16 protein-coding genes are annotated in these 22,212 nt (G+C 69.2%); all 16 read left to right on the top strand.

The features are described 5' to 3' along the window. Nucleotides 1-41 precede the first annotated feature (41 nt). Nucleotides 42-680, top strand: a complete 639-nt coding sequence (locus tag HLB44_RS05695) for a response regulator transcription factor (protein ID WP_173121571.1) — start codon at nt 42-44, stop codon at nt 678-680. Between the two features lie 13 nt (nt 681-693). After that, complete coding sequence (locus HLB44_RS05690) at nt 694-2,580, top strand: ATP-binding protein (RefSeq protein WP_173121569.1); 1,887 nt, start codon at nt 694-696, stop codon at nt 2,578-2,580. Nucleotides 2,581-2,724: 144 nt separating this feature from the next. After that, nucleotides 2,725-3,744: a type VI secretion system protein TssA gene (gene tssA, locus HLB44_RS05685; protein WP_173121568.1), complete on the top strand. Its 1,020-nt coding sequence runs from the start codon at nt 2,725-2,727 to the stop codon at nt 3,742-3,744. 40 nt (nt 3,745-3,784) lie between these two features. Then, nucleotides 3,785-4,303, top strand: coding sequence for a type VI secretion system contractile sheath small subunit (gene tssB, locus HLB44_RS05680; protein ID WP_173121567.1), 519 nt, complete (start codon nt 3,785-3,787; stop codon nt 4,301-4,303). Between the two features lie 51 nt (nt 4,304-4,354). Next, nucleotides 4,355-5,857 carry a type VI secretion system contractile sheath large subunit gene (gene tssC, locus HLB44_RS05675; protein ID WP_173121566.1) on the top strand — a complete coding sequence of 501 codons (1,503 nt, stop codon included), beginning with the start codon at nt 4,355-4,357 and terminating at the stop codon, nt 5,855-5,857. A 74-nt stretch (nt 5,858-5,931) separates the two neighbouring features. After that, a complete protein-coding gene (locus HLB44_RS05670) occupies nt 5,932-6,408 on the top strand; it encodes an Hcp family type VI secretion system effector (protein WP_173121565.1) in 477 nt (158 codons plus the stop codon). Between the two features lie 154 nt (nt 6,409-6,562). Next, the gene (locus tag HLB44_RS05665) at nt 6,563-7,090 is read left to right on the top strand and encodes an Hcp family type VI secretion system effector (RefSeq protein WP_173121564.1); all 528 of its coding nucleotides are present in this window, start codon (nt 6,563-6,565) and stop codon (nt 7,088-7,090) included. A 93-nt stretch (nt 7,091-7,183) separates the two neighbouring features. After that, nucleotides 7,184-8,053 (top strand): type VI secretion system accessory protein TagJ, encoded by an 870-nt coding sequence (locus HLB44_RS05660; RefSeq protein ID WP_246312098.1) that lies wholly within the window; start codon nt 7,184-7,186, stop codon nt 8,051-8,053. Between the two features lie 18 nt (nt 8,054-8,071). Then, complete coding sequence (gene tssE, locus HLB44_RS05655; protein ID WP_173121562.1) at nt 8,072-8,599, top strand: type VI secretion system baseplate subunit TssE; 528 nt, start codon at nt 8,072-8,074, stop codon at nt 8,597-8,599. An 18-nt stretch (nt 8,600-8,617) separates the two neighbouring features. Further along, nucleotides 8,618-10,510 carry a type VI secretion system baseplate subunit TssF gene (gene tssF, locus HLB44_RS05650; protein WP_173121560.1) on the top strand — a complete coding sequence of 631 codons (1,893 nt, stop codon included), beginning with the start codon at nt 8,618-8,620 and terminating at the stop codon, nt 10,508-10,510. 118 nt (nt 10,511-10,628) lie between these two features. Continuing rightward, nucleotides 10,629-11,699 carry a type VI secretion system baseplate subunit TssG gene (gene tssG / locus HLB44_RS05645; protein ID WP_173121558.1) on the top strand — a complete coding sequence of 357 codons (1,071 nt, stop codon included), beginning with the start codon at nt 10,629-10,631 and terminating at the stop codon, nt 11,697-11,699. 16 nt (nt 11,700-11,715) lie between these two features. After that, on the top strand, nt 11,716-14,454 hold the full coding sequence (gene tssH / locus HLB44_RS05640; RefSeq protein WP_173121556.1) for a type VI secretion system ATPase TssH: 2,739 nt from the start codon (nt 11,716-11,718) through the stop codon (nt 14,452-14,454). Then, nucleotides 14,441-15,772 (top strand): tetratricopeptide repeat protein, encoded by a 1,332-nt coding sequence (locus HLB44_RS05635; RefSeq protein ID WP_173121554.1) that lies wholly within the window; start codon nt 14,441-14,443, stop codon nt 15,770-15,772. Before tssH ends, HLB44_RS05635 begins: the two co-directional genes overlap by 14 nt. An 88-nt stretch (nt 15,773-15,860) precedes the next feature. Then, complete coding sequence (locus tag HLB44_RS05630; RefSeq protein ID WP_173121552.1) at nt 15,861-18,515, top strand: type VI secretion system Vgr family protein; 2,655 nt, start codon at nt 15,861-15,863, stop codon at nt 18,513-18,515. Between the two features lie 8 nt (nt 18,516-18,523). Further along, nucleotides 18,524-21,136 carry a DUF2169 family type VI secretion system accessory protein gene (locus HLB44_RS05625; RefSeq protein WP_173121550.1) on the top strand — a complete coding sequence of 871 codons (2,613 nt, stop codon included), beginning with the start codon at nt 18,524-18,526 and terminating at the stop codon, nt 21,134-21,136. Then, nucleotides 21,133-22,206 (top strand): pentapeptide repeat-containing protein, encoded by a 1,074-nt coding sequence (locus HLB44_RS05620; protein WP_173121548.1) that lies wholly within the window; start codon nt 21,133-21,135, stop codon nt 22,204-22,206. The genes HLB44_RS05625 and HLB44_RS05620 overlap by 4 nt, the downstream gene beginning before the upstream one ends. Nucleotides 22,207-22,212: the final 6 nt, after the last annotated feature.

The raw sequence follows: 22,212 nt of genomic DNA, 5'->3' as shown, positions 1-22,212 counted from the left end.
TGCGCGTTGTTCCTCCGACAGCTTAGGGGCTCAGCGAAGCGATGAGCGACAAGAAAACCGTTCTGCTGGTCGATGACCACGAGCTTGTGCGTTTCGGCGTCAAGACGATGTACGCCGAGCTGCTCGGCGTGCCCGTCGAATGGCTCGAGGCCGGCACGCTGCAGGAGGCCATCGATGCCTACGCGGCGCACGGCGCCGTCGACGCGGTGCTGCTGGACCTCAACCTCGCCGACTGCAAGGGTCTGCAGGGGCTGCGCCAGTTCCTGCAGGCGCATCCGAAGGCGCGCGTCGCGGTCTTCAGCGGCACGCAGGACGAGTTCGTGATCCGCCAGGCGCGTGCGCTCGGTGCCGCGGCCTATGTCGGCAAGGGCACGATGATGACCCAGATGCGCGACACGCTGACCGCGCTGCTGTTCCCCAACGGCGTGCCCGAAGCGCGCGGGCCGGCGCCCTCCAGCGCGCTGTTCCCGCGCTTCCCGTCGTCGGCGATGTACGACCGGGTCGCCGAGCTGGGTCCGCGCCACCTCGAGATCCTCGAGCTGGTGCTGTCGGGTTGCACGAACCAGGAGATCAGCAACTCGACCAACCTGTCGCTCGGCACGGTGAAGAACTACGTTTCGTCGCTGCTGCTGGCGCTGGACGTGCGGTCGCGGTCGCACCTGATCAGCCTGTTCCGCTGAAGGCGCGGCCGCGGTGACGCTGCCCACGCCGCAACCCTCGACGGCGGATGCCGCCGCGGCGACGACGAGCGAACCGTCCCCCGGACCCCCGCCGCCCTTCGTCGCCGTCGATTGCGCGGCGGAGGTCTCCGATGCCTTCGCGGCGACCGAGCGCCACATCGCCGAACGGCGCCAGGTCGACGAACGCCTGCGCGATGCCGCGCTGCGCGCCGCGCTTGCCGCGCTGCCGACCTGGGGCCTGTGTCTGGCGATCCTGACGCTGCCGGCGGTGCTCGCGCTGTGGCTGCGCCATCCGATCGCCGCGCTGGTCACCGGCGCGCTGATGCTGGCGATCGCGGCGCTGCTGTGGTGGTTGCCGCAGCACACCCGCCACCGCTTTTCCAAGCCCGGCGAGCCGAGCCCGACGCGGCAGCGCATCCTCGCGCTGGTGTCCTGCGCCGGCCTGGCCACGGCCGCGCTGCCGTGGCTGGGCGCCACGCTCGGCGGCGCCGGCGAGACCAGCCTCGCGCTGCTGGCGCTGGCCTGCACGGTGTTCGCCTTCGCCGGCGCGGCCAGCCTGTCGCCGCTGCCGCGTCTCGCGCAGGCGATCGCGCTGCTGCCGCTGTCGCCGGCGCTGGCCGCCGCCTCGCAGCTCACCGGGCCGGCGCGCTGGGCGCCGCTGGTCGGCGGCATCGCTGCCAGCGCCGTCGCCACCGCGGTGTTCCGGCTGCGCCACCGCGGCTGGCGCCAGAACACGCGCGCGCTGATCGAGCAGGGCGCGCGGCTGCGTGCGCTCGAAGGCGAGCGCGACGCCGCGTGGGCCGCCGACCAGGAAAAGAGCCGCTTCCTGGCGATCGCCAGCCACGACCTGCGCCAGCCGGTGCATGCGCTCGGCCTGTTCGCCGCGACGCTGCACAAGCGCCTGCAGCACAGCGCCGACGAGCCGCTGGCGCGCAACCTGATGCGCTCGATCGACGGCCTCGAGCGCTCGTTCAACGCGATGCTCGACATCTCGCGGCTCGACGCCGGCGTGATGAGCCCGCGGCTGCAGACCTTCCCGCTGCGCGACATGTTCCGGCGGCTGCACATGCACTACGCCGGCCAGGCCGAGCTCGCCGGGCTGGGGCTGCGCTTCTCGCCCGGCGGCAAGTCGGTGACCAGCGATCCGCAACTGCTCGAACGCATCGTCGGCAACCTGATCCAGAACGCGATCAAGTACACCGAGCACGGCGGCATCGTCGTCGTCGCGCGCTCGACCAGCCGCTTCATCAACCTCGAGATCTGGGACACCGGCGTCGGCATCGCGCCGGCGCTGCTGCCGCGCGTGTTCGAGGAGTTCTACCAGGTCGGCCGCGGCGAGCGCGACCGCACGCACGGCCTCGGCATGGGGCTGGCGATCGTCAAGCGGCTGGCGTCGCTGCTGAACCACCGGCTGGTCGTCGCCTCGCGGCCGGGGCGCGGCACGATGTTCCGCATCGGCATCCCGATCGGCCAGCTGCCCGGCATCCAGGAGGACATGGCGCCGGCGGACACGCTGCCGATGGTCGCGACGACGCCGCAGATGGTGCTGGTGATCGACGACGAGGAGCCGATCCGCGAAGGCCTGCGCCTGCTGCTCGAGGAGTGGGGCTATCAGGCAATGACCGCGGCCGACGCGCAGCAGGCCGAGCATGCGACGCAGGCGCTCGAGGGCCATGTCGACCTGGTGCTGTCGGACCTGCACCTGGGCGACGGCCCCGACGGGCTGGAGGCCATCGCCGCGGTGCGGCGGCTGTGCGGTCAGGAGGTGCCGGCGATCCTCGTCACCGGCGACACCGCGCACGACGAGATCCAGCGCATCACGGCCAGCGGGCACCCCGTGCTGTTCAAGCCGGTGCAGCCGCGCCGGCTGTTCGAGGCGCTGCGCAGCAGCCTGAACTGAGCAAACGTTCTCGGTTCGTGGGAGGCGCCCTCTGGCGCCCCCGGGCCAGATGACTTTCGACCACTGTGCGCAGGGGCCCGGCCTCCTAGAGTCGCTCCCAATGCAAACGGGACCGGCACCTCAGCTGGTCGAACCCAGATCACCATGCTCGACATCGAGTCGCTTGCCGCCCCTCTCGCCGAAGACGCTCCCAGCGGGTCCGACCTGGAGTACGACCCGGTCTTCCTGGCCCTGGAGCAGGTCGGCGCCGGCAAGCCCGAGCAGCAGTACGGCGACCACATCGTCGCGGCCGAGGGCCCCGACTGGCGCGCCGTGCAGGAGCACGCGCGAAACCTGGCCGGCCGCACCCGCGATCTGCGCGTTGCGGTCTGGCTGACGCGCTGCGAAGCACGCCTGAGCGGGCTGCACGGCGCGCTGCAGGGCCTGCAGCTGGTGCAGCGCCTGCTCGCCGCCCAGTGGGACACGGTGCATCCGCAGCTCGACGCCACCGACCACGACGATCCGACGATGCGCATGAACGCGCTCGCCCCGCTGGTCGCCGTCGATGCCGCGCTGGACGACCTGCGGGCCGCGGCGCTGGCCGGCGACCGCGGCGGCCTGACCTTGCGCGACCTCGAGCTCGGCCTCGGCAAGGACGAGCCGCGCAGCGGCGAATCGGCACCCAGCGAAACCGGCGTGCGCCAGGCGCTCGCCGCGGCGCTGCAGCAGCAGCCCGCGCTCGGCGACGCGATCGCCGCCGGCACGCAGGCGATGCGCGACGCCGCCAAGCTGCTCGACGACAAGGTCGGCACCGCGGCACCGGAGTTCCGCCCGCTGCACAAGCTGCTGCAGGCGCTCGACGACGCGGCGCGCGCCGCGCTCGGCACCGGCAGCAGCATGGCCGACGGCGATGCCGCGCCCGCGGCCGACAGCGGCGCCGGCGGCGGCGGCGGCCGCGCGGCGATCTCGGCGCCCGGCACGATCGCCAACCGCGAGGATGCGGCGCGCATGCTCGAACGCGTGTGCGACTGGTTCGACCGCCACGAACCCAGCCATCCGGCGCCGCTGCTGATTCGACGCGCGCAGCGCTTGATGAGCAAGAGTTTCATCGAGATCATCCGTGATCTCGCGCCCGACGGCCTGAGCCAGATCGAACGGCTCGCCGGTTCCGAGAACGAGAACTGAACCGCTTCATCCACCGCACAGCAGACCACAGGAGCACGCCATGGCCACCAGCAGCCAGAAGTTCATCGCCCGCAATCGCGCACCGCGGGTCCAGATCGAATACGACGTCGAGCTCTACGGCGCCGAGAAAAAGGTCCAGTTGCCCTTTGTGATGGGCGTGATGTCGGACCTGGCGGGCAAGCCGACGGATCCGCTGCCGCCGGTGGCCGACCGCAAGTTCCTCGAGATCGACGTCGACAACTTCGACTCGCGCATGAAGTCGATGAAGCCGCGGGTCGCCTTCCAGGTGCCCAACACGCTGACCGGCGAAGGCAACATCGCCGTCGACATCACCTTCGACAGCATGGACGACTTCTCGCCCGCCGCCGTGGCCGCGAAGGTCGACGGCCTGAAGCAGATGCTCGAGGCGCGCCAGCAGCTGGCGAACCTGATCACCTACATGGACGGCAAGACCGGCGCCGAGGAACTGATTGCCAAGGTGATCAAGGACGAAGCCCTGTTGAAGTCGCTGGCGGCCGCGAAGGCCGCCGCTCCGGAAGCCGACAAGCCGACCGAATAGGTCCGCCCCCCGTCGACTTCAAGCCCATAACGCACCCCGGAGCATCCCACCATGGCCGATCCAACCACCAACCCCGCAGCCTCCACCGCCCTGCAGGGCCTGACCTTCGAAGGCGGCGAATTCGCGTCGCTGCTGAACAAGGAATTCAAGCCCAAGAGCGACGAAGCCAAGTCCGCCGTCGAATCCGCCGTGCTGACGCTGGCGCAGCAGGCGCTGTCGCAGACCAAGCTGATCGGCTCCGACGTGCTGGTGTCGATCGAGGCGATGATCGCCGAGATCGACAAGAAGCTGTCGGAGCAGGTCAACGCGATCCTGCACCACGAAGACTTCCAGAAGCTCGAGAGCGCCTGGCGCGGCCTGCATTACCTCGTCAACAACACCGAAACCGACGAGATGCTGAAGATCCGCGTGATGAACATCTCGAAGAACGAGGTGGGCAAGACGCTCAAGCGCTACAAGGGCACGGCCTGGGACCAGAGCCCGATGTTCAAGAAGGTCTACGAAGAGGAATACGGCCAGTTCGGCGGCGAACCCTTCGGCTGCCTGGTTGGCGACTACTACTTCGACCAGAGCCCGCCCGACGTCGAGTTGCTGACCGAGATGACCAAGGTCTGCGCTGCCGCGCACGCCCCGTTCATCGCCGCGGCCAACCCGTCGCTGATGCAGATGGGCTCGTGGCAGGAGCTGGCCAATCCGCGCGACCTGACCAAGATCTTCTCGACGCCCGAGTACGCCGGCTGGCGCTCGCTGCGCGAATCGGATGACGCGCGCTACCTCGGCCTGGCGATGCCGCGTTTCCTGTCGCGGCTGCCGTACGGCGCCAAGACCAACCCGGTCGAAGCCTTCAACTTCGAGGAAGAGACCGGCGGCGGCGACCACAGCCGCTACACCTGGACCAACGCGGCCTACGCGATGGCGGTGAACATCAACCGCTCGTACAAGCTGTACGGCTGGGGCACCTGCATCCGCGGCATCGAGTCCGGCGGCGCGGTCGAAGGCCTGCCGACGCACACCTTCCCGACCGACGACGGCGGCGTCGACATGAAGTGCCCGACCGAGATCGCCATCAGCGACCGCCGCGAGGCCGAGCTGGCGAAGAACGGCTTCATGCCGCTGGTGCACCGCAAGAACAGCGACTTCGCGGCCTTCATCGGCGCGCAATCGCTGCAGAAGCCCTTCGAGTACGACGACCCCGATGCCACCGCCAATGCCAACCTGGCCGCGCGGCTGCCCTACCTGTTTGCCTGCTGCCGCTTCGCGCACTACCTGAAGTGCATCGTGCGCGACAAGATCGGTTCGTTCAAGGAACGCGCCGACATGGAGAAGTGGCTCAACCAATGGATCATGAATTACGTCGACGGCGACCCGGCGAATTCATCCCAGACCACCAAGGCCCAAAAGCCGCTGGCCGCCGCCGAGGTCACCGTCGAGGAGATTCCCGGCAATCCCGGCTACTACAGCTCGAAGTTCTTCCTGCGTCCCCACTATCAGCTCGAAGGGCTGACGGTGTCACTGCGCCTCGTATCCAAGCTGCCGTCCCAGAAGCAGCAATAACCACTGTTCGTTAACGCGTCCGCTTCCAGCATCCCACCCCACCACCTCTCTTTCAGAAATTCAGGAGCTACATCATGTCTATTGACTGCCATATCAAGTTCGACGGTGTCGAAGGCGAAGCCACCCACAAGGACCACAAGGGCGAGATCGAAGTCCTCTCGTGGAGCTGGGGCGTGTCGAACGCCAGCGGCTACGCCGGCGGCGGCTCGGCCCAGGGCAAGGGCACGGCCAGCGACTTCAACTTCATGCACAAGTACGACAAGGCCTCGCCGGTGCTGGCAAAGATGTGCGCATCGGGCAAGCACTTCAAGGAAGTCGTGATGACCGCGCGCAAGGCGGGCGAAGGCCAGAAGGACTTCTTCAAGGTGACGATGAAGGAAGTCTTCGTCACCAGCGTGCAGCCGGCCGGCTCCAGCGGCGGCGAGATCGTCGAATCGTGCTCGATGACCGCCAAGGACATCGAGTACTCGTACAAGCCGCAAGACGACAAGGGCGGCCTGGGCGGCGAAGTCAAGTTCGGCTGGAACATCGCCACCACCGAGACCCGCTGACGGCCCGCGTGGCCCCGCGCCACGGGGTCGCTGCCATGTCGAGCAACGCAAAGCGCCCCGGGCCTGTCCGGCCGGGGTGCCGCGCGAAGCCATCTCTCCAGATTCACCCGATCCTTTTTCACCGTCCGACGCCCGTCACCGCAGGAGTGCCTTCATGGCCGTGATGCTCAATGAACTGACTGCCTCGGTGCGCTCGCAGACCGGCAGCGACGTGTTCCTGCGCGTGCAGACCAAACGCGCCGGCAAGATCAAGGGCGAGGTCACCTCGCCCGGCCACGAGGAAGACATCGCGATCCTGCGCTGGCAATGGGGCCTGACCGCCAGCTCGGCGATCGGCAGCACCCAGGCCACCGGACGGCGCTCGTACACGGCGCTGACGGTGCACAAGCGCATCGACTCGTCGACCACCGCGCTGATGTCGGCGCTGGCGACCAACGACGAGGTCAAGGAAGCCAAGCTGATCATGCGCAAGGCCGGCGGCGAGCAGATCGACTATTTCCTGATCACGCTGAAAGCCGCGCGCATCACCGGCGTCACCCACAGCACCGACGCCGAGGGCGAGACGGCCGAGGTCGTGTCGATCGTCTTCACCAAGGTCGAGGTCGAGTACAAGCCGCAGAAGACCACCGGCATCAAGGGCGGCAGCATGACCTTCACCGACGAGCTGGTGGAGTCCGCATGAGCGCCGCGCGGCCGTTCCGGAGGCGCTCGCTCCCCCCTGGGGGGACGGCCCGAAGGGCCAAGGGGGCGGCATGATCTTTGGCAGGAGGACCCAATGACGATGACCGCGGCCACTGACCTTCTCGCGGCGGGCGACCCGAAGGGCGCCCTGGCGGCGCTGCAGGCGCAGGTGCGCGGCAAGGCGGCCGATCCGAAGCTGCGCATCTTCCTGTTCCAGCTGCTCAGCGTGCTCGGCCAGTGGCAGCGCGCGCTCGACCAGCTGCGCGTCTGCGGCGAGCTCGATGCGAGCGCGCTGGCGATGGTCAACACCTATCGCACCGGCCTGCAATGCGAGGCGGTGCGCGATGCCGTGATGAGCGGCCACACGCTGCCGCACGTCTTCGGCCCGCCGGCGGCCTGGGTCGCGCTGCTGGCGCAGGCGCTGCAGGCCGACGCGTCGGGCGAGACGGCGCAAGCCGCAAAGCTGCGCGAATCCGCCTTCGAGCAGGCCGAGCCGACCGTCGGCACGATCAACGGCGAGGCCTTCGAGTGGATCGCAGATGCCGATTCGCGGCTCGGTCCGGTGCTGGAGATCGTCATCAACGGCCGCTACGGCTGGGTGCCGTTCTCGCACCTGCAGAAGATCGTCATCGAGGCGCCGTCCGACCTGCGCGACCTGGTGTGGACGCCGGCGCAGATCACCTTCGCCAATGGCGGTGAGTCGGTGGCGCTGATTCCGACGCGCTACGCCGGGACCGCGACGCCCGATGCCGACGGCGCGCTGCTGATGTCGCGCAAGACCGAGTGGACCGAGCTCGCCGAAGGCCAGTACCGCGGCCTCGGCCAGCGCGTGATCGCCACCAGCGGCGCCGAGCTCGGGCTGCTGGAGGTACGCGAGATCACGCTGGAGACGGACATGCCGGTGCCGGAAGAAGAAGACGCCGCTGCTGCCGACGACGACGCGCCCGCCGCGCCGCAGGCCTGAGGCCGACCGGAAATCACCATGGCCACCGGCGAAGTGCGCGATCGCCTGCAGCCCGCGCTGCTCGACCGCTTGACCGACGAATCACCGCACGACCGCCACGAGCCGTCCGAGCGGCGCGTGATGTCGAAGACGCAGATGCGCCAGGCGGTGCTGCGCGACCTGAGCTGGCTGTTCAACGCCACGCAACCGCTGCCGCAGGCACAGCAGGAGCAGCATCCGCAGATCGCCGAGAGCGTGCTGAACTACGGGCTGCCGGCGCTGTCGGGGCAGCTCGTCAGCCGGGTCGACGTCGGCCAGCTCGAGCGTTCGATCCGCCAGGCGATCCTGCGCTTCGAGCCGCGCCTGTTGCCCGAATCGCTGAAGGTCATCGCGCTCGAAGCCACGCACGTGCTGGACACGCACAACACGATCGAGTTCGAGATCCGCGGCCACCTGTGGGCCCAGCCGGTGCCGCTGGAAGTGCTGCTGCGCACCAAGCTCGACCTCGAAGCCGGCCAGGTCGAGGTGCGCGATGCGAGCAGCAGCGCGCCCTCGCGGGCGCGCTGAGAGCCTCAAGGACCAGCCATGGATCCGCGACTGGTCCGCCTCTACCAGGATGAGCTGACGCACTTGCGCGAGGTCGGCGGCGAGTTCGCCGCCGAGTTCCCGAAGATCGCGTCGCGGCTCGGCATGGAAGGCATGGAGGTCTCCGACCCCTACGTCGAGCGGCTGCTCGAAGGGTTCGCGTTTCTCGCCGCGCGCGTGCAGCTGAAGCTCGAAGCCGAACAGCCACGGCTGATCGCGCACCTGCTCGAATCGATCTACCCGAACTTCCTCGCGCCGGTGCCCTCGATGATGGTGGCGCGGCTCGGCGCCGATCCGGCCGACCCGAACCTCGCGCGCGGCCACCTGGTGCCGCGCGGTGCCTCGCTGCAATCGCTGCAGCCGCGCGGCCAGGACACGTACTGCGAGTTCCGCACGGCGATGGCGGTGACGCTGTGGCCGATCGAGCTCGCCGGCGTGCAGTACTTCACCCACGCGCCGGACCTCTCGCTGGGCCGGCTGCCGCAGGCCAAGCCGACCAAGGGCGGCCTGCGCATCAAGCTGCGCGCCGGCGGCGGCCTGCGCTTCGACCAGCTGAAGCTCGACCGGCTGGGTTTCTACATCGCAGCGCCCGACGACATCGCGTTCCGGCTCCACGAGTTGGTGCTCGGAACCGCGCTCGGCACGCTGGTGGTGCCGGGCACGGCCAATACCGGCGCACCGTCGGAGCTGGCGCGCCAATGGCGCGGCCCGGCGAGCGTGCAGCCGGCCGGCTTCACGGCCGATGAAGCGCTGCTGCCGGAGACGCTGCGCGCCTTCTCAGGCCACCGGCTGCTGCAGGAGCTGGCCGCGCTGCCGCAGCGGCTGCTGTTCTTCGACCTGACCGAACTCAGCACCCGCCTGGCCCAGGTGGCCGGCGATGCGGCCGAGCTGGTCATCCTTTTTTCACGCGGGGATCCTGCACTCGAAACGCTGGTGGACGGCGGGACCCTCGCGCTTTTCTGCACGCCCGCGATCAACCTGTTCCAGAAACGGTTGGATCGCGTGCAACTCGGCCCCGGCGCCTGGGAATACCACCTGGTGCCCGATCGCACGCGGCCGATGGACATGGAAGTGCACAGCGTCGAAGCGGTGGTCGGCCACGGCACCGGCCGCGAGCCGCAGCGCGAATTCAAGCCGCTGTTCACGACACACCACGAAGCGCCGCTCGAAGGCCACGGCTACTTCACCGTGCGGCGCGAGCCACGGCTGATGTCGCAGCGCCAGCGCCAGCAGGGACCGCGCTCGTCGTACATCGGCGAGGAGCTGTTCCTGTCGCTGGTCGATGCCCAGCACGGCGCCTACCGAGAACACCTGCGGCAACTGTCGGTCATCGCCTGGTGCAGCAACCGCGACCTGCCGGCGCTGCTGCCGCAGGCCGGCGCCAGCGGCGCCGATGCCTGGAAGCTCGATGCGCCGGGCCCGGTGTCCACCGTCACCTGCATGCGCGGGCCGACCCGGCCGGTGTCGCGGCGGCCGACCGGCGATGTCGGCTGGAGCCTGGTCAGCCAGCTGACGCAGAACCACCTGTCGCTCTCCGGCACACCGGAGCAGGCCGCCGCCGGGTTGCGCGACACGCTGCGTCTGTACGGCCCGCCGGCCGACCTGGCCTGGAGCCACCAGGTCGACGGGCTGCTGAGCCTGCGGGCGCAGCCGATCGTGCGGCGCCTGCCGTTCAAGGGCCCGCTGTCCTTCGGCAGCGGCATCGACCTGACGCTGGAGGTCGACGAGCTGCGTTTCCAGGGCTCGAGCGCCTTCCTGCTGACCTCGGTGCTGGAGCAGTTCTTCGCCCGCCACGCTGCGATCAACAGCTTCACGCAATTGAGCTTGCGCAGCCAGCAGCGCGGCTTGGTCAAGACCTGGGCCCCGCATCTGGGCGACCGGTCCACCTTGTGAACATGTCAGCCCCTCGTCCGATGAGTACATCGGCCGATCCCCCGAGGGGATGCGGGCCGGCTTGGGAGCGGCCCGGCGCTCGGCCCGCTTCGCGCTGTTGGAGATCTCGCCCACCCAAATGACGAGTCCCGCACTTCAGGAGCTATTCGCCGCCGTCGAGGCCCAGCCCTGGGCCTTCGACTTCTATGCGCTGATGCGGCGCATCGATGCGCTGCGGCCGCAGCATCCGCCGCTCGGCCTCGGCCAGCGGCCGTCGCAGGAAGCGGTGCGCCTGGGCCAGGTGCCCGAGCTCGATTTCGCGCCGGCGGCGATCGCCAAGTTCGACAACCGCCACGACCACGGTGCGCCGCGGATCGGCGTGCGCTTCTTCGGACTGCTGGGGCCCCACGGGCCGATGCCGCTGCACCTGACCGAGTTCGTGCGCGAGCGCCTGCACCAGCGCGCCGACCCGACCGCCGCGCGCTTCCTCGACGTCTTTCACCACCGCATGACGAGCCTGTTCTACCGGGCCTGGGCGCAGGCCCAGCCGGTGGTGCAGCAGGACCGGCCGCAGACCGACCGCTACGGCTCCTGGCTCGGCGCCACCTTCGGGCTGAACCGGCTCGGCGCCGGGCGCGACGCCGTCCCCGACAACGCCAAGCTCTACCAGGCCGGGCTGATCGCCAGCCGCAGCCGCCACCCCGAAGCGCTGACCAAGGTGCTGCGCCAGTACTTCGGCGTGCCGGTCGCGCTCGAGCCGCATGTCGGCCAGTGGCTGATGCTGGCCGGCGAGGACCGCTCGCGCCTGGGCTTCGCGCGCAACCGGACCGAGCGCTCGCAGGTGCCGCATGCCGAGCTGGGTCTGTCGGCCAACGCCGGCAACAAGGTCTGGGACCGGCAGTACAAGTTCCGGCTGCGGCTGGGGCCGCTGACGCTCGCGCAGTACAACGATTTCCTGCCCGGAGGCCGCGCACTCCATCCGTTAGGCGACTGGGTGCGCCTGCTGGCCGGCCTGGACCTCGGCTGGGACGCGCAGCTGGTGCTCAGGCGCGACGAGGTGCCCAAGCCGCACCTCGACCGCCGCATGCGCCTCGGGCTGACCAGCTGGCTCGGCCGCCGCGGCCGCCAGGGCCCTTCCACCGACCGTGACGAGCTGAAGCTGCGCCCGAGCTCGTCCTTCCTGATGCGACGCCTCGGCGCGCGCGCATAACCCCAAGGAGTTCACGATGGCTGAAATCTCCCGCACCGCGCTGTTCGGCAAGCTCAATCCGCTGGTCTACAAGGCCATCGAAGGCGCGACCGTGTTCTGCAAGATGCGCGGCAACCCGTATGTCGAGCTGCAGCACTGGCTGGCGCAGATCCTCAACACGCCGGACAGCGACCTGCACCGCATCATCCGGCACTACGAGCTCGATGCCGGCGCGCTGGCCGCCGACCTGACGAAATCGCTCGACCGGCTGCCGCGCGGCGCCTCGTCGATCAGCGACCTGTCGGAATTCATCACCAATGCAGTCGAGCGCGGCTGGGTCTACGGCTCGCTGATGTTCGGCGACAACCAGGTGCGCAGCGGCCACCTGCTGGTCGGCATGCTGAAGACGCCCTCGTTGCGCGGCGCGCTGCTGGCGATCTCGAAGCAGTTCGAACGCGTCAAGCTCGACGACCTCAGCGAGCGCTTCGCCTCGCTGCTGGCGCAGTCGCCCGAGAACGTGATGACCGCCAGCGACTCCGGCGCCGCGCCCGGCGAGGCCAGCGACGCGATCGCCCCGGCGGCGATGGGCAAGCAGGAGGCGCTCAAGCGCTTCACGACCGATCTGACCGAGCAGGCCCGCGGCGGCAAGATGGACCCGATCGTCGGCCGCGACGACGAGATCCGCCAGGTCGTCGACATCCTGATGCGGCGGCGCCAGAACAACCCGATCCTGGTCGGCGAGGCCGGCGTGGGGAAGACCGCCGTCGTCGAGGGCTTCGCACAGCGCATCGCGCGCGGCGACGTGCCGCCGGCGCTGAAGGAAGTGACGCTGCTCACTTTGGACGTTGGGCTGCTGCAGGCCGGCGCCAGCATGAAGGGCGAATTCGAGCAGCGCCTGCGCTCGGTGATCGACGAGGTGCAGGCCTCGCCGAAGCCGATCATCCTGTTCATCGACGAGACGCACACGCTGGTCGGCGCCGGCGGCGCGGCCGGCACCGGCGACGCGGCGAACCTGCTGAAGCCGGCGCTCGCTCGCGGCCAGCTGCGCACGATCGGCGCGACGACCTTCGCCGAATACAAGAAGCACATCGAGAAGGACCCCGCGCTGACGCGGCGCTTCCAGTCGATCCAGGTCGACGAGCCGACCGAGCCGCGAGCGGTGCTGATGATGCGCGGCGTCGCATCGACGATGGAGAAGCACCACAAGGTGCAGATCCTCGACGAGGCGCTCGAAGCGGCGGTCAAGCTGAGCCACCGCTACATCCCGGGCCGCCAGCTGCCGGACAAGTCGGTCAGCCTGATCGACACCGCCTGCGCGCGCGTCGCCGTCAGTCTGCACGCGACGCCGCCCGAGGTCGACGACTGCAGCAAGCGCATCGAGGCGCTGGAGGTCGAGCAAGGCATCATCGGCCGCGAGAACGCGATCGGCATCGATACCACGGAGCGCTCCAAGCTGGTCGAGGAGCAGCTGACCGAGGAGCGCGCGCGGCTGGACAAGCTGACGACGCGCTGGCAGGCCGAGAAGGTCCTGGTCGAGAAGCTGCTGGACCTGCGCGCCAAGCTGCGCGGCAGCACCGAGCCGGTCGAAGGCACCGGCAGCAAGCTCGAAGCCAAGACCGCCAGCGACGCCAAGGAGGTGAAGACCGCCGCCGACACGCTGGCCCCGGCGGCGCTGACGCCCGAAGAACGCAGCGCGGCGCTGGCCGAGCTGCATGCAGTGCAGACCGAGCTGCATGCGCTGCAGGGCGAAAGCCCGCTGATCCTGCCGACGGTGGACTACCAGGCCGTCGCCAGCGTCGTCGGCGACTGGACCGGCATTCCGGTCGGCCGCATGGCGGCCAACGAGATCGACACCATCCTGAAGCTGCCAGTCGCGCTGGGCCAGCGCGTGATCGGCCAGGACCATGCGATGGAGATGATCGCCAAGCGCATCCAGACCTCGCGCGCCGGCTTGGACAACCCGAACAAGCCGATCGGTGTCTTCATGCTCGCCGGCACCTCCGGCGTCGGCAAGACCGAGACCGCGCTGGCGCTGGCCGAGGCGCTGTACGGCGGCGAGCAGAACCTGATCACGATCAACATGAGCGAGTACCAGGAGGCGCACACGGTCTCGTCTCTCAAGGGCGCGCCTCCGGGCTACGTCGGCTACGGCGAGGGCGGCGTGATGACCGAGGCGGTGCGCCGCAAGCCCTATTCCGTCGTGCTGCTCGACGAGGTCGAGAAGGCCCACCCCGACGTGCATGAGATCTTTTTCCAGGTCTTCGACAAGGGCTTCATGGAAGACGGCGAGGGCCGCTTCATCGACTTCAAGAACACGCTGATCCTGCTGACGACCAACGCCGGCACCGAGATGATCGCGAGCCTGTGCAAGGACCCCGAGCTGATGCCCGACCCCGAGGGCATGGCCAAGGCGTTGCGCGATCCGCTGCTGAAGATCTTCCCGCCGGCGCTGCTGGGGCGGCTGGTGACGATTCCGTACTACCCGCTGTCGGATGAAATGCTCGGCCGCATCGTCAAGCTGCAGCTCGGGCGCATCAAGAAGCGCGTGGAGCAGCGCTACAAGATTCCGTTCGAAGTCGACGACGAAGTGGTCAAGCTGGTCGTCTCGCGCTGCACCGAGAGCGAATCCGGCGGCCGCATGATCGACGCGATCCTGACCAACACGATGCTGCCGGCGATCAGCCGCGAGTTCCTGCAACGCATGATGGAGGGCAAGCCGATCACGAAGGTCCACGTCGCGGTGCGCGACGCGGACTTCGCCTATGACTTCGGCTGACCGGCCGGCGGACCTGGACCAGGCCCTCGGCGCCGCGATCGAGCTGCTGCGCAGCGAACAACTGCCCGAGGCCGAAGGCGCGCTCGACGCGCTGCTGGCCTGCTGGCCGGATCAGCCCGACGCGCTGCACTTTCTCGGCGTGCTGCGCCACACGCAGGGCCGCAGCGACGAGGCGGTGGCGCTGGTGCGCCAATCGCTCGCGCAGGTGCCGGGCAACGTCGGCGCGTGGAACAACCTCGGCAACATCCTGCTGCTGGCGCAGCGTTTCGACGAAGCGGCCGACGCCTACGAGCACAGCGTCGAGGCCGCGCACGGCACGCCGGCGGCATCGCAGGCGCTGGACAACCTCGCGGTGCTGTACCGCAAGCAGGGGCGGGCGCTTGATGCCGAACGGGTGTCGCGGCAGGCGATCGCGTTGAATCCGGATGACGGCGACGCCTGGTACCGGCTGTCGCAGGCCTTGCTCGATCAAGGTCAGGTGCGCGAAGGCCTGCTCGCCAACAGCCGTGCGATTGCGCTGTGGCCGCGCCACCAGCAGGCCCGCAGCGACGTGCTGCGGGCGCTGGTGCTGCTCGGCGAACGGCAGCGCGCGGTCGGGCTGTACCGCGAATGGCTGGCCGAGGAGCCGGACAATCCGATCGTGCAGCACCTGCTGGCGGCCAGCTCGGGCGAAACGACGCCGGAGCGCGCCAGCGACGCCTACGTGGAGCAGGTCTTCGACAGCTTCGCCGCCTCCTTCGACGCCAAGCTCGAATCGCTGCACTACCGCGCGCCGGCGCTCGTCGCGCAGGCGCTGCAGCGCGCCGTCGGCGCACCGGCGGCCGAGCTGCACATCGCCGACCTCGGCTGCGGCACGGGCCTGTGCGGGCCGCTGCTGCGGCCCTTCGCACGGCAGCTGGCCGGCTGCGACCTGTCGGTCGGCATGCTGCGCCAGGCCCAGGCCCGCCACGCCTATGACCAGCTGCACAAGGCCGAGCTCGGCTACTACCTGCGCACCCAGCCGGACCATTTCGACGTGCTGGTGTCGGCCGACACGCTGATCTATTTCGGCGACCTGCACGCGGTGATGCGCGACGCGGCCGTCGCCTTGCATGCCGGCGGCTGGTTCATCTTCACCGTCGAGGCGCTGCCCGATGCGGCCGGCGCGCCGGTCCAGCTGCTGCCGAATGGCCGCTATGCACACCACCGCAATCACGTCGAAAGCGCGCTCGCCGCCGCCGGGCTCACGCTCGAGGCGATCGAGGCGGAAACGCTGCGCACCGAGGGCGGCAAGGGCGTCGCCGGCTGGCTGGTCAGCGCGCGCAAGCAACACGGCTGAAACGGTAGTGTGACCTTCGGCGCTGGCTCGCAAGGGCGCCGCAAACGACCATCGGCGCCATCTGCACGCCAGGCAAGAAGTCCCTCCCATGCCCACCGCCATCACGCTGACCACCCCGCTGCCGCCGGCCGACCTGCGCTTCGAGTCGCTGACGCATTCGGCGGGCCTGTCCACGCTGGAGGAGATGCGGCTGCAGCTGCTGAGCGACAAGCCCGACCTGCATCCCGAGGACCTGCTCGGCCACCCGATCAACGTGGCGATCGAACTGCGCGATGGCGCGAAGCGGCACCTGCACGGCTACTGCGCGCGCTTCTCGTTCGGCCGCCACCAGGGCCGCTACTACGGCTACCAGGCCGAGGTCGTGCCCTGGCTGTGGTTCCTGACGCGGCGCTCCGATTGCCGCATCTTCCAGGAGCTCGACGTCAAGGAGATCGTCGAGAAGGTCTTCGAGAACCACGCGGCGATCGCCAGCTTCGAGTTCAAGCTGACGCGGGTCTACCGCAAGCGCACGTACTGCGTGCAGTACCGCGAGACCGATTTCAACTTCGTCGCGCGGCTGCTCGAGGATGAGGGCATCTACTGGTTCTTCGAGCACAGCGAGGGCCAGCACAAGCTGATCCTCGTCGACATGGCCAGCGAGCACGCCACCGTGCCGGGCTACGAGGCGCTGCCGTTCTACGCCAACACCGGCCAGCTGTCGCCCGACGTCGACTTCGTGACCAATTGGAACTTCTCGCGCCAGGTCAAGAGCGGCAAGGTCGCGCTGACCAGCTACAACTTCGAGAAGCCGGGCACCGCGCTGAAGGTGGCGCTGGCGCTGCAGCGCGAATACGAGCTGTCGAACTACGAGCTGTTCGATTTCCAGGGCGACTACCAGGCCGTCGCCGACGGCGAGCAGCTGATCGACAACCGCATGGACGAGGTGCAGGCGCGCTTCGAACAGCTCACCGGCCTGAGCAACGCGCATGGGCTGACGACGGGCCACCTGTTCGCGCTGACGCGCCATCCGCGCGGCGACCAGAACGCCGAGTACCTGGTCGTGCAGACGCAGATCAAGGCCTCGCTGACCGGCAGCGAATCCGGCAGCGACGGCGACGACGGGGAGTACCGCTGCGTCTTCTCGGCGATGCCCTCGTCGCAGCAGTTCCGCCCGGCGCGGCGCACGCCGAAACCCTTCGTGCAGGGCCCGCAATCGGCGGTCGTCGTCGGCCCGGCCGGCGAGGAGATCTTCACCGACAGCCATGGCCGCGTGAAGGTGCAGTTCCACTGGGACCGCTACGGCAAGAAGAACGAGACCAGCTCGTGCTGGATGCGGGTGTCGCATCCCTGGGCGGGCAAGAGCTTCGGCGCGATCCACATTCCGCGCATCGGCCAGGAGGTGATCGTCGACTTCCTCGAAGGCGATCCCGACCAGCCGCTGGTCACCGGCCGCGTCTACAACGCCGACCAGACGCCGCCCTGGGAGCTGCCGGCCAATGCGACGCAAAGCGGCATCCTGACGCGCTCGTCCAAGGGCGGCTCGTACAACAATGCCAACGCGCTGCGCTTCGAGGACAAGAAGGGCGCCGAGCAGGTCTGGTTCCATGCCGAGAAGAACATGGACACCTCGGTCGAGAACGACGAGTCGCGCTCGATCGGCCACGACCAGACGACGATCGTGCGCAACCACCAGAAGATCAATGTGCTGAAGGGCCGCGAGGTCTCGGTCGAGGACGACGGCGAGACCTACTACGTCAAGGGGCTGCGCAAGGTCTTCGTCAAGGGCCACCAGGTTCAGACCGTCACCGACGGCTACGACACCATCGTCACCAACGAGCGCGGCGAGTACACCAAGGGCGACCGCAAGTGCTGGACCTCGGGCAAGTACATCTTCAAGTCGACCGAGGCCTACTTTGACGTCGGCCCGCTGCTGTTCATCAAGGGCACCGAGTTCAAGCTCAAGGCCAGCGGCGCGATGTTCATGGAAGCCGGCGGCGACCACAACCACAAGGCCGCGAACTTCAAGTTCAGCTCGCTCGGCAACTTCGATTTCACCGGCAACAAGTTCAACCGCACGATCTTCGAAGGCAACGACACGGTGCTCGGCGCCAATACCAACACCTACATCGGCGTGTCGCGCGAGACGGTGATGGGCCCGGCGACCGAGGTCTATTCGGGCATGAAGAACTCGACCGCCGCCGGCATCGCGATCGACGGCTTCATGGGCATGCAGGTGTCGAATTTCCTCGGCCTGACGATGTCGAACGCCGCGGCGCTGTCGATCGAGAACGCCGGCATCAACCTCGGCATGACCGGCATCGACCTGACGATGTCCGGCCTGGGCCTGGAGAACAACGCGATCAAGCTGCTCAATGGCGGCGGCGCCTCGGGCGCCGGCGCGGCGGCCTCGCTGTCGGCCGGGCCCGGCGTCGCGGCGGTGCTGGCGGCCGCGCTCGGCGGCGGCTTCGCGCTCGGCTTCGGCGGCGCCGGCACGATGGACGCGCGCACGCAAGGCCAGAACGACGTCGACACGCTGCTGAACAACCCCGAGCTGACGCCGGCGGTGCGCGAGCGGCTGAAGCAGGCGCTCGATTCGCGCTTCACGCACCCGACCGCCGAGGAGTACAGCGCGACGATCCCGCAAAGCCAGATCGATGCGCAGACCGCCAGCCTGGCCAACGGCACGCCGGGTGCGTCGCCGGCCAACGACCCGACTTCGTCGCTCGGCGCGCCCGCCGATTCGGCGCCGCCCACAGGCCCTTGACCTAGCCGATGCAACTCATCAAGCCGATGGCGCTCGGGATCACGTCCCGCTGCATCGAATTCCGCCGCCGCATCGGGCTCGTCATCACCGGCAGCCTGTACTTCCCGTTCCGAGCGCAGGGCGAGGCCGCGGTGTGGACCGAGAGCTCGATGTGGAAGTTCCTCGCCGCCGAGATGCCCGAGGGCCCGTTCATCGACGAATGCAACCTGAAGCCGCGCAGCGAGTACCTGCTGCGCGCGCATGCCTTCGCGCCCGAGGGCCGCGCGAAGGCGGTCGAGGTGGTCGCGCGGGTGGCCGGCAAGGAGAAGAAGCTGCATGCGGTCGGGCCGCGGCGCTGGCTCGACGGCCAGGCGAGCGCGCCGGACTTCTTCGAATCGCTGCCGCTCGACTGGCAGCACACCTACGGCGGCGCCGACTGGCCGCACAACCCGCTCGGCATGGGCCGGCGGCCGCTGCGTGAGCCGGGCGCGCCGGCGCCGGAGCACTTCCTGCCGCAGGTCGTCGTGCCGGGCGCCAATCCGGCCGATCCCGACGACAGCGTGCCCGCCGCCTGCTTCCGCCCGATCGATTGCGCCTGGCCGCAGCGTGTGCGCCATGCCGGCACCTACGACGAGCAGTGGCTGAAGCAGCAATCGCCCGGCTTCGCGAGCGACATCGACTGGCGCTACTTCAACATGGCGCAGGAAGACCAGTGGTTCGATGCGCCGCCGCGCGGCGACGAGGACTTCGAGTTCGTCAACATGCATCCGTCGAAAGCGCAGGTCGGCGGCGTGCTGCCGGGCCTGCGCGTGCGCTGCTTCGCCGACCACGGCGACGGCCAGACGCCGAAGCTGCGCGAGGTGGCGCTGAAGTTGGCGACGCTGTGGTTCTTCCCGCACCACGAGGTCGGCATCGCGCTGTTCCAGGGCCTGGCCGAATGCAACGAGGACGATGCCAGCGACATCCACACGCTGCTCGGCGCGATCGAACACCTGTCCGAGACCAAGCCGACGCAGCACTACCTCGATGCGCTGACGCGCCGGCGGCACCCGAAGGACGGCGCGCTGCACGCGCTGCGCGAGAGCGACCTGAAGCCGGCCGGCCTGAGCAGCGCCGACCCGAACTTCGACGCGGTGCAGAAGGACTTCGCGCCCGACGGGCTGTTCGCGCAGGCACAGCGCCGCGGCGCGGTGCTGAAGATGCAGCTGGCGATCGACGACGTGAAGGCCAAGGGCATCGATCCGGCCAAGCTCGGCCTGACGATCCCGCAGGCCGAAGTGGCGCCGACGCTCGAGAACCTGCCCGACTACCTGTTCAAGAAGCGCGCCGAGCTGCTGAACGCGCAGGTCAGCGCCGCCCTCGATGCCGCCGAGCAGATGGCCGCCGCGAAGTTGAAGGCCAAGGCCTTCGGCATCGACCCCGAGAGCCTGGTGCACCGCGGCCCGCCGACCTATCGCGCGGCGGCTCACATGGCCGAGTTGCAAACGCTCGCCAAGGCCGCGCCCGGCGCGCCGCCGGCGCTCGACGTCGCCAAGATCGGTCCGAAGCTGACGCAGCTCGAGGCGATGGCCCGCACCAGCTACCTGGCCACCGCGCACACGCAGGCGCCTGCCAGGCCGATGCCGCCGGCGCGCGCCAAGGTGCTGCGCGACGCGGTGGCCAAGGCACATGCCGAGGGCAAGAGCTTCTTCGCCGCCGACCTGACCGGCGCCGACCTGTCGGGGCTGGACCTCGCCGGCGCCGACTTCACCAACGCCTGGCTCGAAGGCGCGAACCTGGCCGGCGCGCAGCTACAGCGCACCAGCTTCGCCTACGCGGTGCTGGCGCATGCCGACCTGACGGCGGCCGATTTCAGCGAGGCCGACCTGTCCGGCGCCAACCTCGGCCGCGCGAACCTGAAGACGACGCGCCTGGTCAAGGCCAACCTCACCGGCGCCAACTGCAGCGACACCGAGCTCGCGCAGACCGATCTGCGCGGCGCGCGCATCGACGGGCTGAAGCTGCACGGCGCGAGCTTCGGCCTGGCCGACTGGCGCTCGGTGCACGGCGCCGGGCTGCTGTTCCACAAGGCAGTGCTGAAGGACATGGTGCTGAACCGCTGCACGCTGCAGCAGCCGGTGTTCATCGAATGTGACCTGAGCGGCGTCGACTTCGCTGCCGCGCAATTGGAGCGGCCGACGTTCATCAAATGCCGCGGCCAGGGCATTCGCTTCGCACGCGCCGTGCTGCCGGGCTCGGTGTTCGTCGACGGCTGCGATTTCTCCGGCGCCGATTTCGCCGAAGCGCAGCTGCGCGGCAGCAACCTGCGCGGCACCCTGCTGGCGCAGGCGAAATTTCGCCAGGCGCTGCTCGACGACTGCGACCTCTCCGACGCCGATTGCAGCGGCGCCGATTTCGGCGGCGCCTCGCTGCGCGGCGCACTGCTGATCAAGACCCGCTTCGGCCAGGCCGCGCTGCCGGGCGCGAACCTGATGAACGCGATCGCGCAGCGCGCCGACCTGCGCGGCGCCGACCTGGCGCAGGCCAATCTCTACGGCAGCGACCTGTCGCGCGTGCACGCCGATTCGTCGAGCCGGCTGCAGGGCGCGAACCTCGAGCGCACGCGCTTGCATCCGATGCGTGAACCGAAGGCGACGGCATGACGGGCGACGACTCGATCGACGACGGCCAGCGCCTGGTGCTGAAGGTGCAGTTCGGCGAGCCGATCACGCAGCTGCGGCTGACCGGGCTGGCGCTGCGCGAGCTGGCGCTGGCCGGCGGGCTGTTCAGCGAAATGGACTTCAGCGGCTGCGACTTCAGCGGCAGCGACCTGCGCGAGGCGGTGTTCGACCGCTGCGAGCTCGCCGGCACGGTCTTCGACGCGGCGAACCTGCGCGGCGCCACCTTTCATCAATGCCGCGCCGCCGCGTCGCGCTGGCAGGCGGCGAGCCTGCGCAACGCCAAGCTGGTCAGCAGCGACTTCACGGGCGCCGACTTCCAGCGTGCCGACTTCAACCTCGCGCTGTTCGCCAAGTGCACGCTCGACGACGCGAACCTCGCCGCCGCCTGGCTCGACCGCACGACGCTGGCCGAGGTCTCGGCGAAGAAGACCGCGTTCGAGCGCATCGCGCTGCACCAGGTCACCTTCCACCAGTGCGTGCTCGACGAGGCCAGCCTCGCGCAATCGACGCTGAAGCTGGTGACCTTCAACGAGACGCCGCTGCCCGGCCGCTCGTTCGCCGGCATGGACCTGCACGGCGTGCAGTTCACCGACTGCAAGCTGACCGGCGCCGACTTCAGCGACGCCCGCATCGAACAATGCAACTTCAAGAGCGCGCAGCTCGATGGCGCGCGCTTTCGCAACGCGCGCGCGGCGCTGGCGCTGTTCCCCGAGGCGCAAGGCCAGGGCTGCGATTTCGAAGGCGCCGACCTGCGCCAGGCGATCTTCGCCAAGGCCAGCTTCGCCGAGGGCCGCTTCGATCGCGCGAACCTCTACCAGACGAACTGGATGGAGGCCAAGCTCCCTGGCAGCTCGCTGCGCGACACCGAGCTGACCTATGCCGACTTCTCGCACGCCGATATCAGCGGCGCCGATTTCGAAGGCGCGACGATGTTCCGCGCCAAGCTGCACCGCGCCAACGACGCCGGTGCCCGATTCACCGACCGCGGCCGCGCGCTGGAGACCGATCCGGTCCAGGCGCGTGCCGAGTCCTGGCCGGCCGCGCCGGCTTGATGCCTC

It is taken from the genome of Pseudaquabacterium terrae (assembly GCF_013266755.1).
Taxonomy (GTDB): Bacteria; Pseudomonadota; Gammaproteobacteria; order Burkholderiales; family Burkholderiaceae_C; genus Pseudaquabacterium; species Pseudaquabacterium terrae.
The sequence above is the reverse complement of the archived record's forward strand: the minus strand, read 5'-3'. Positions and strand labels throughout refer to the sequence as shown.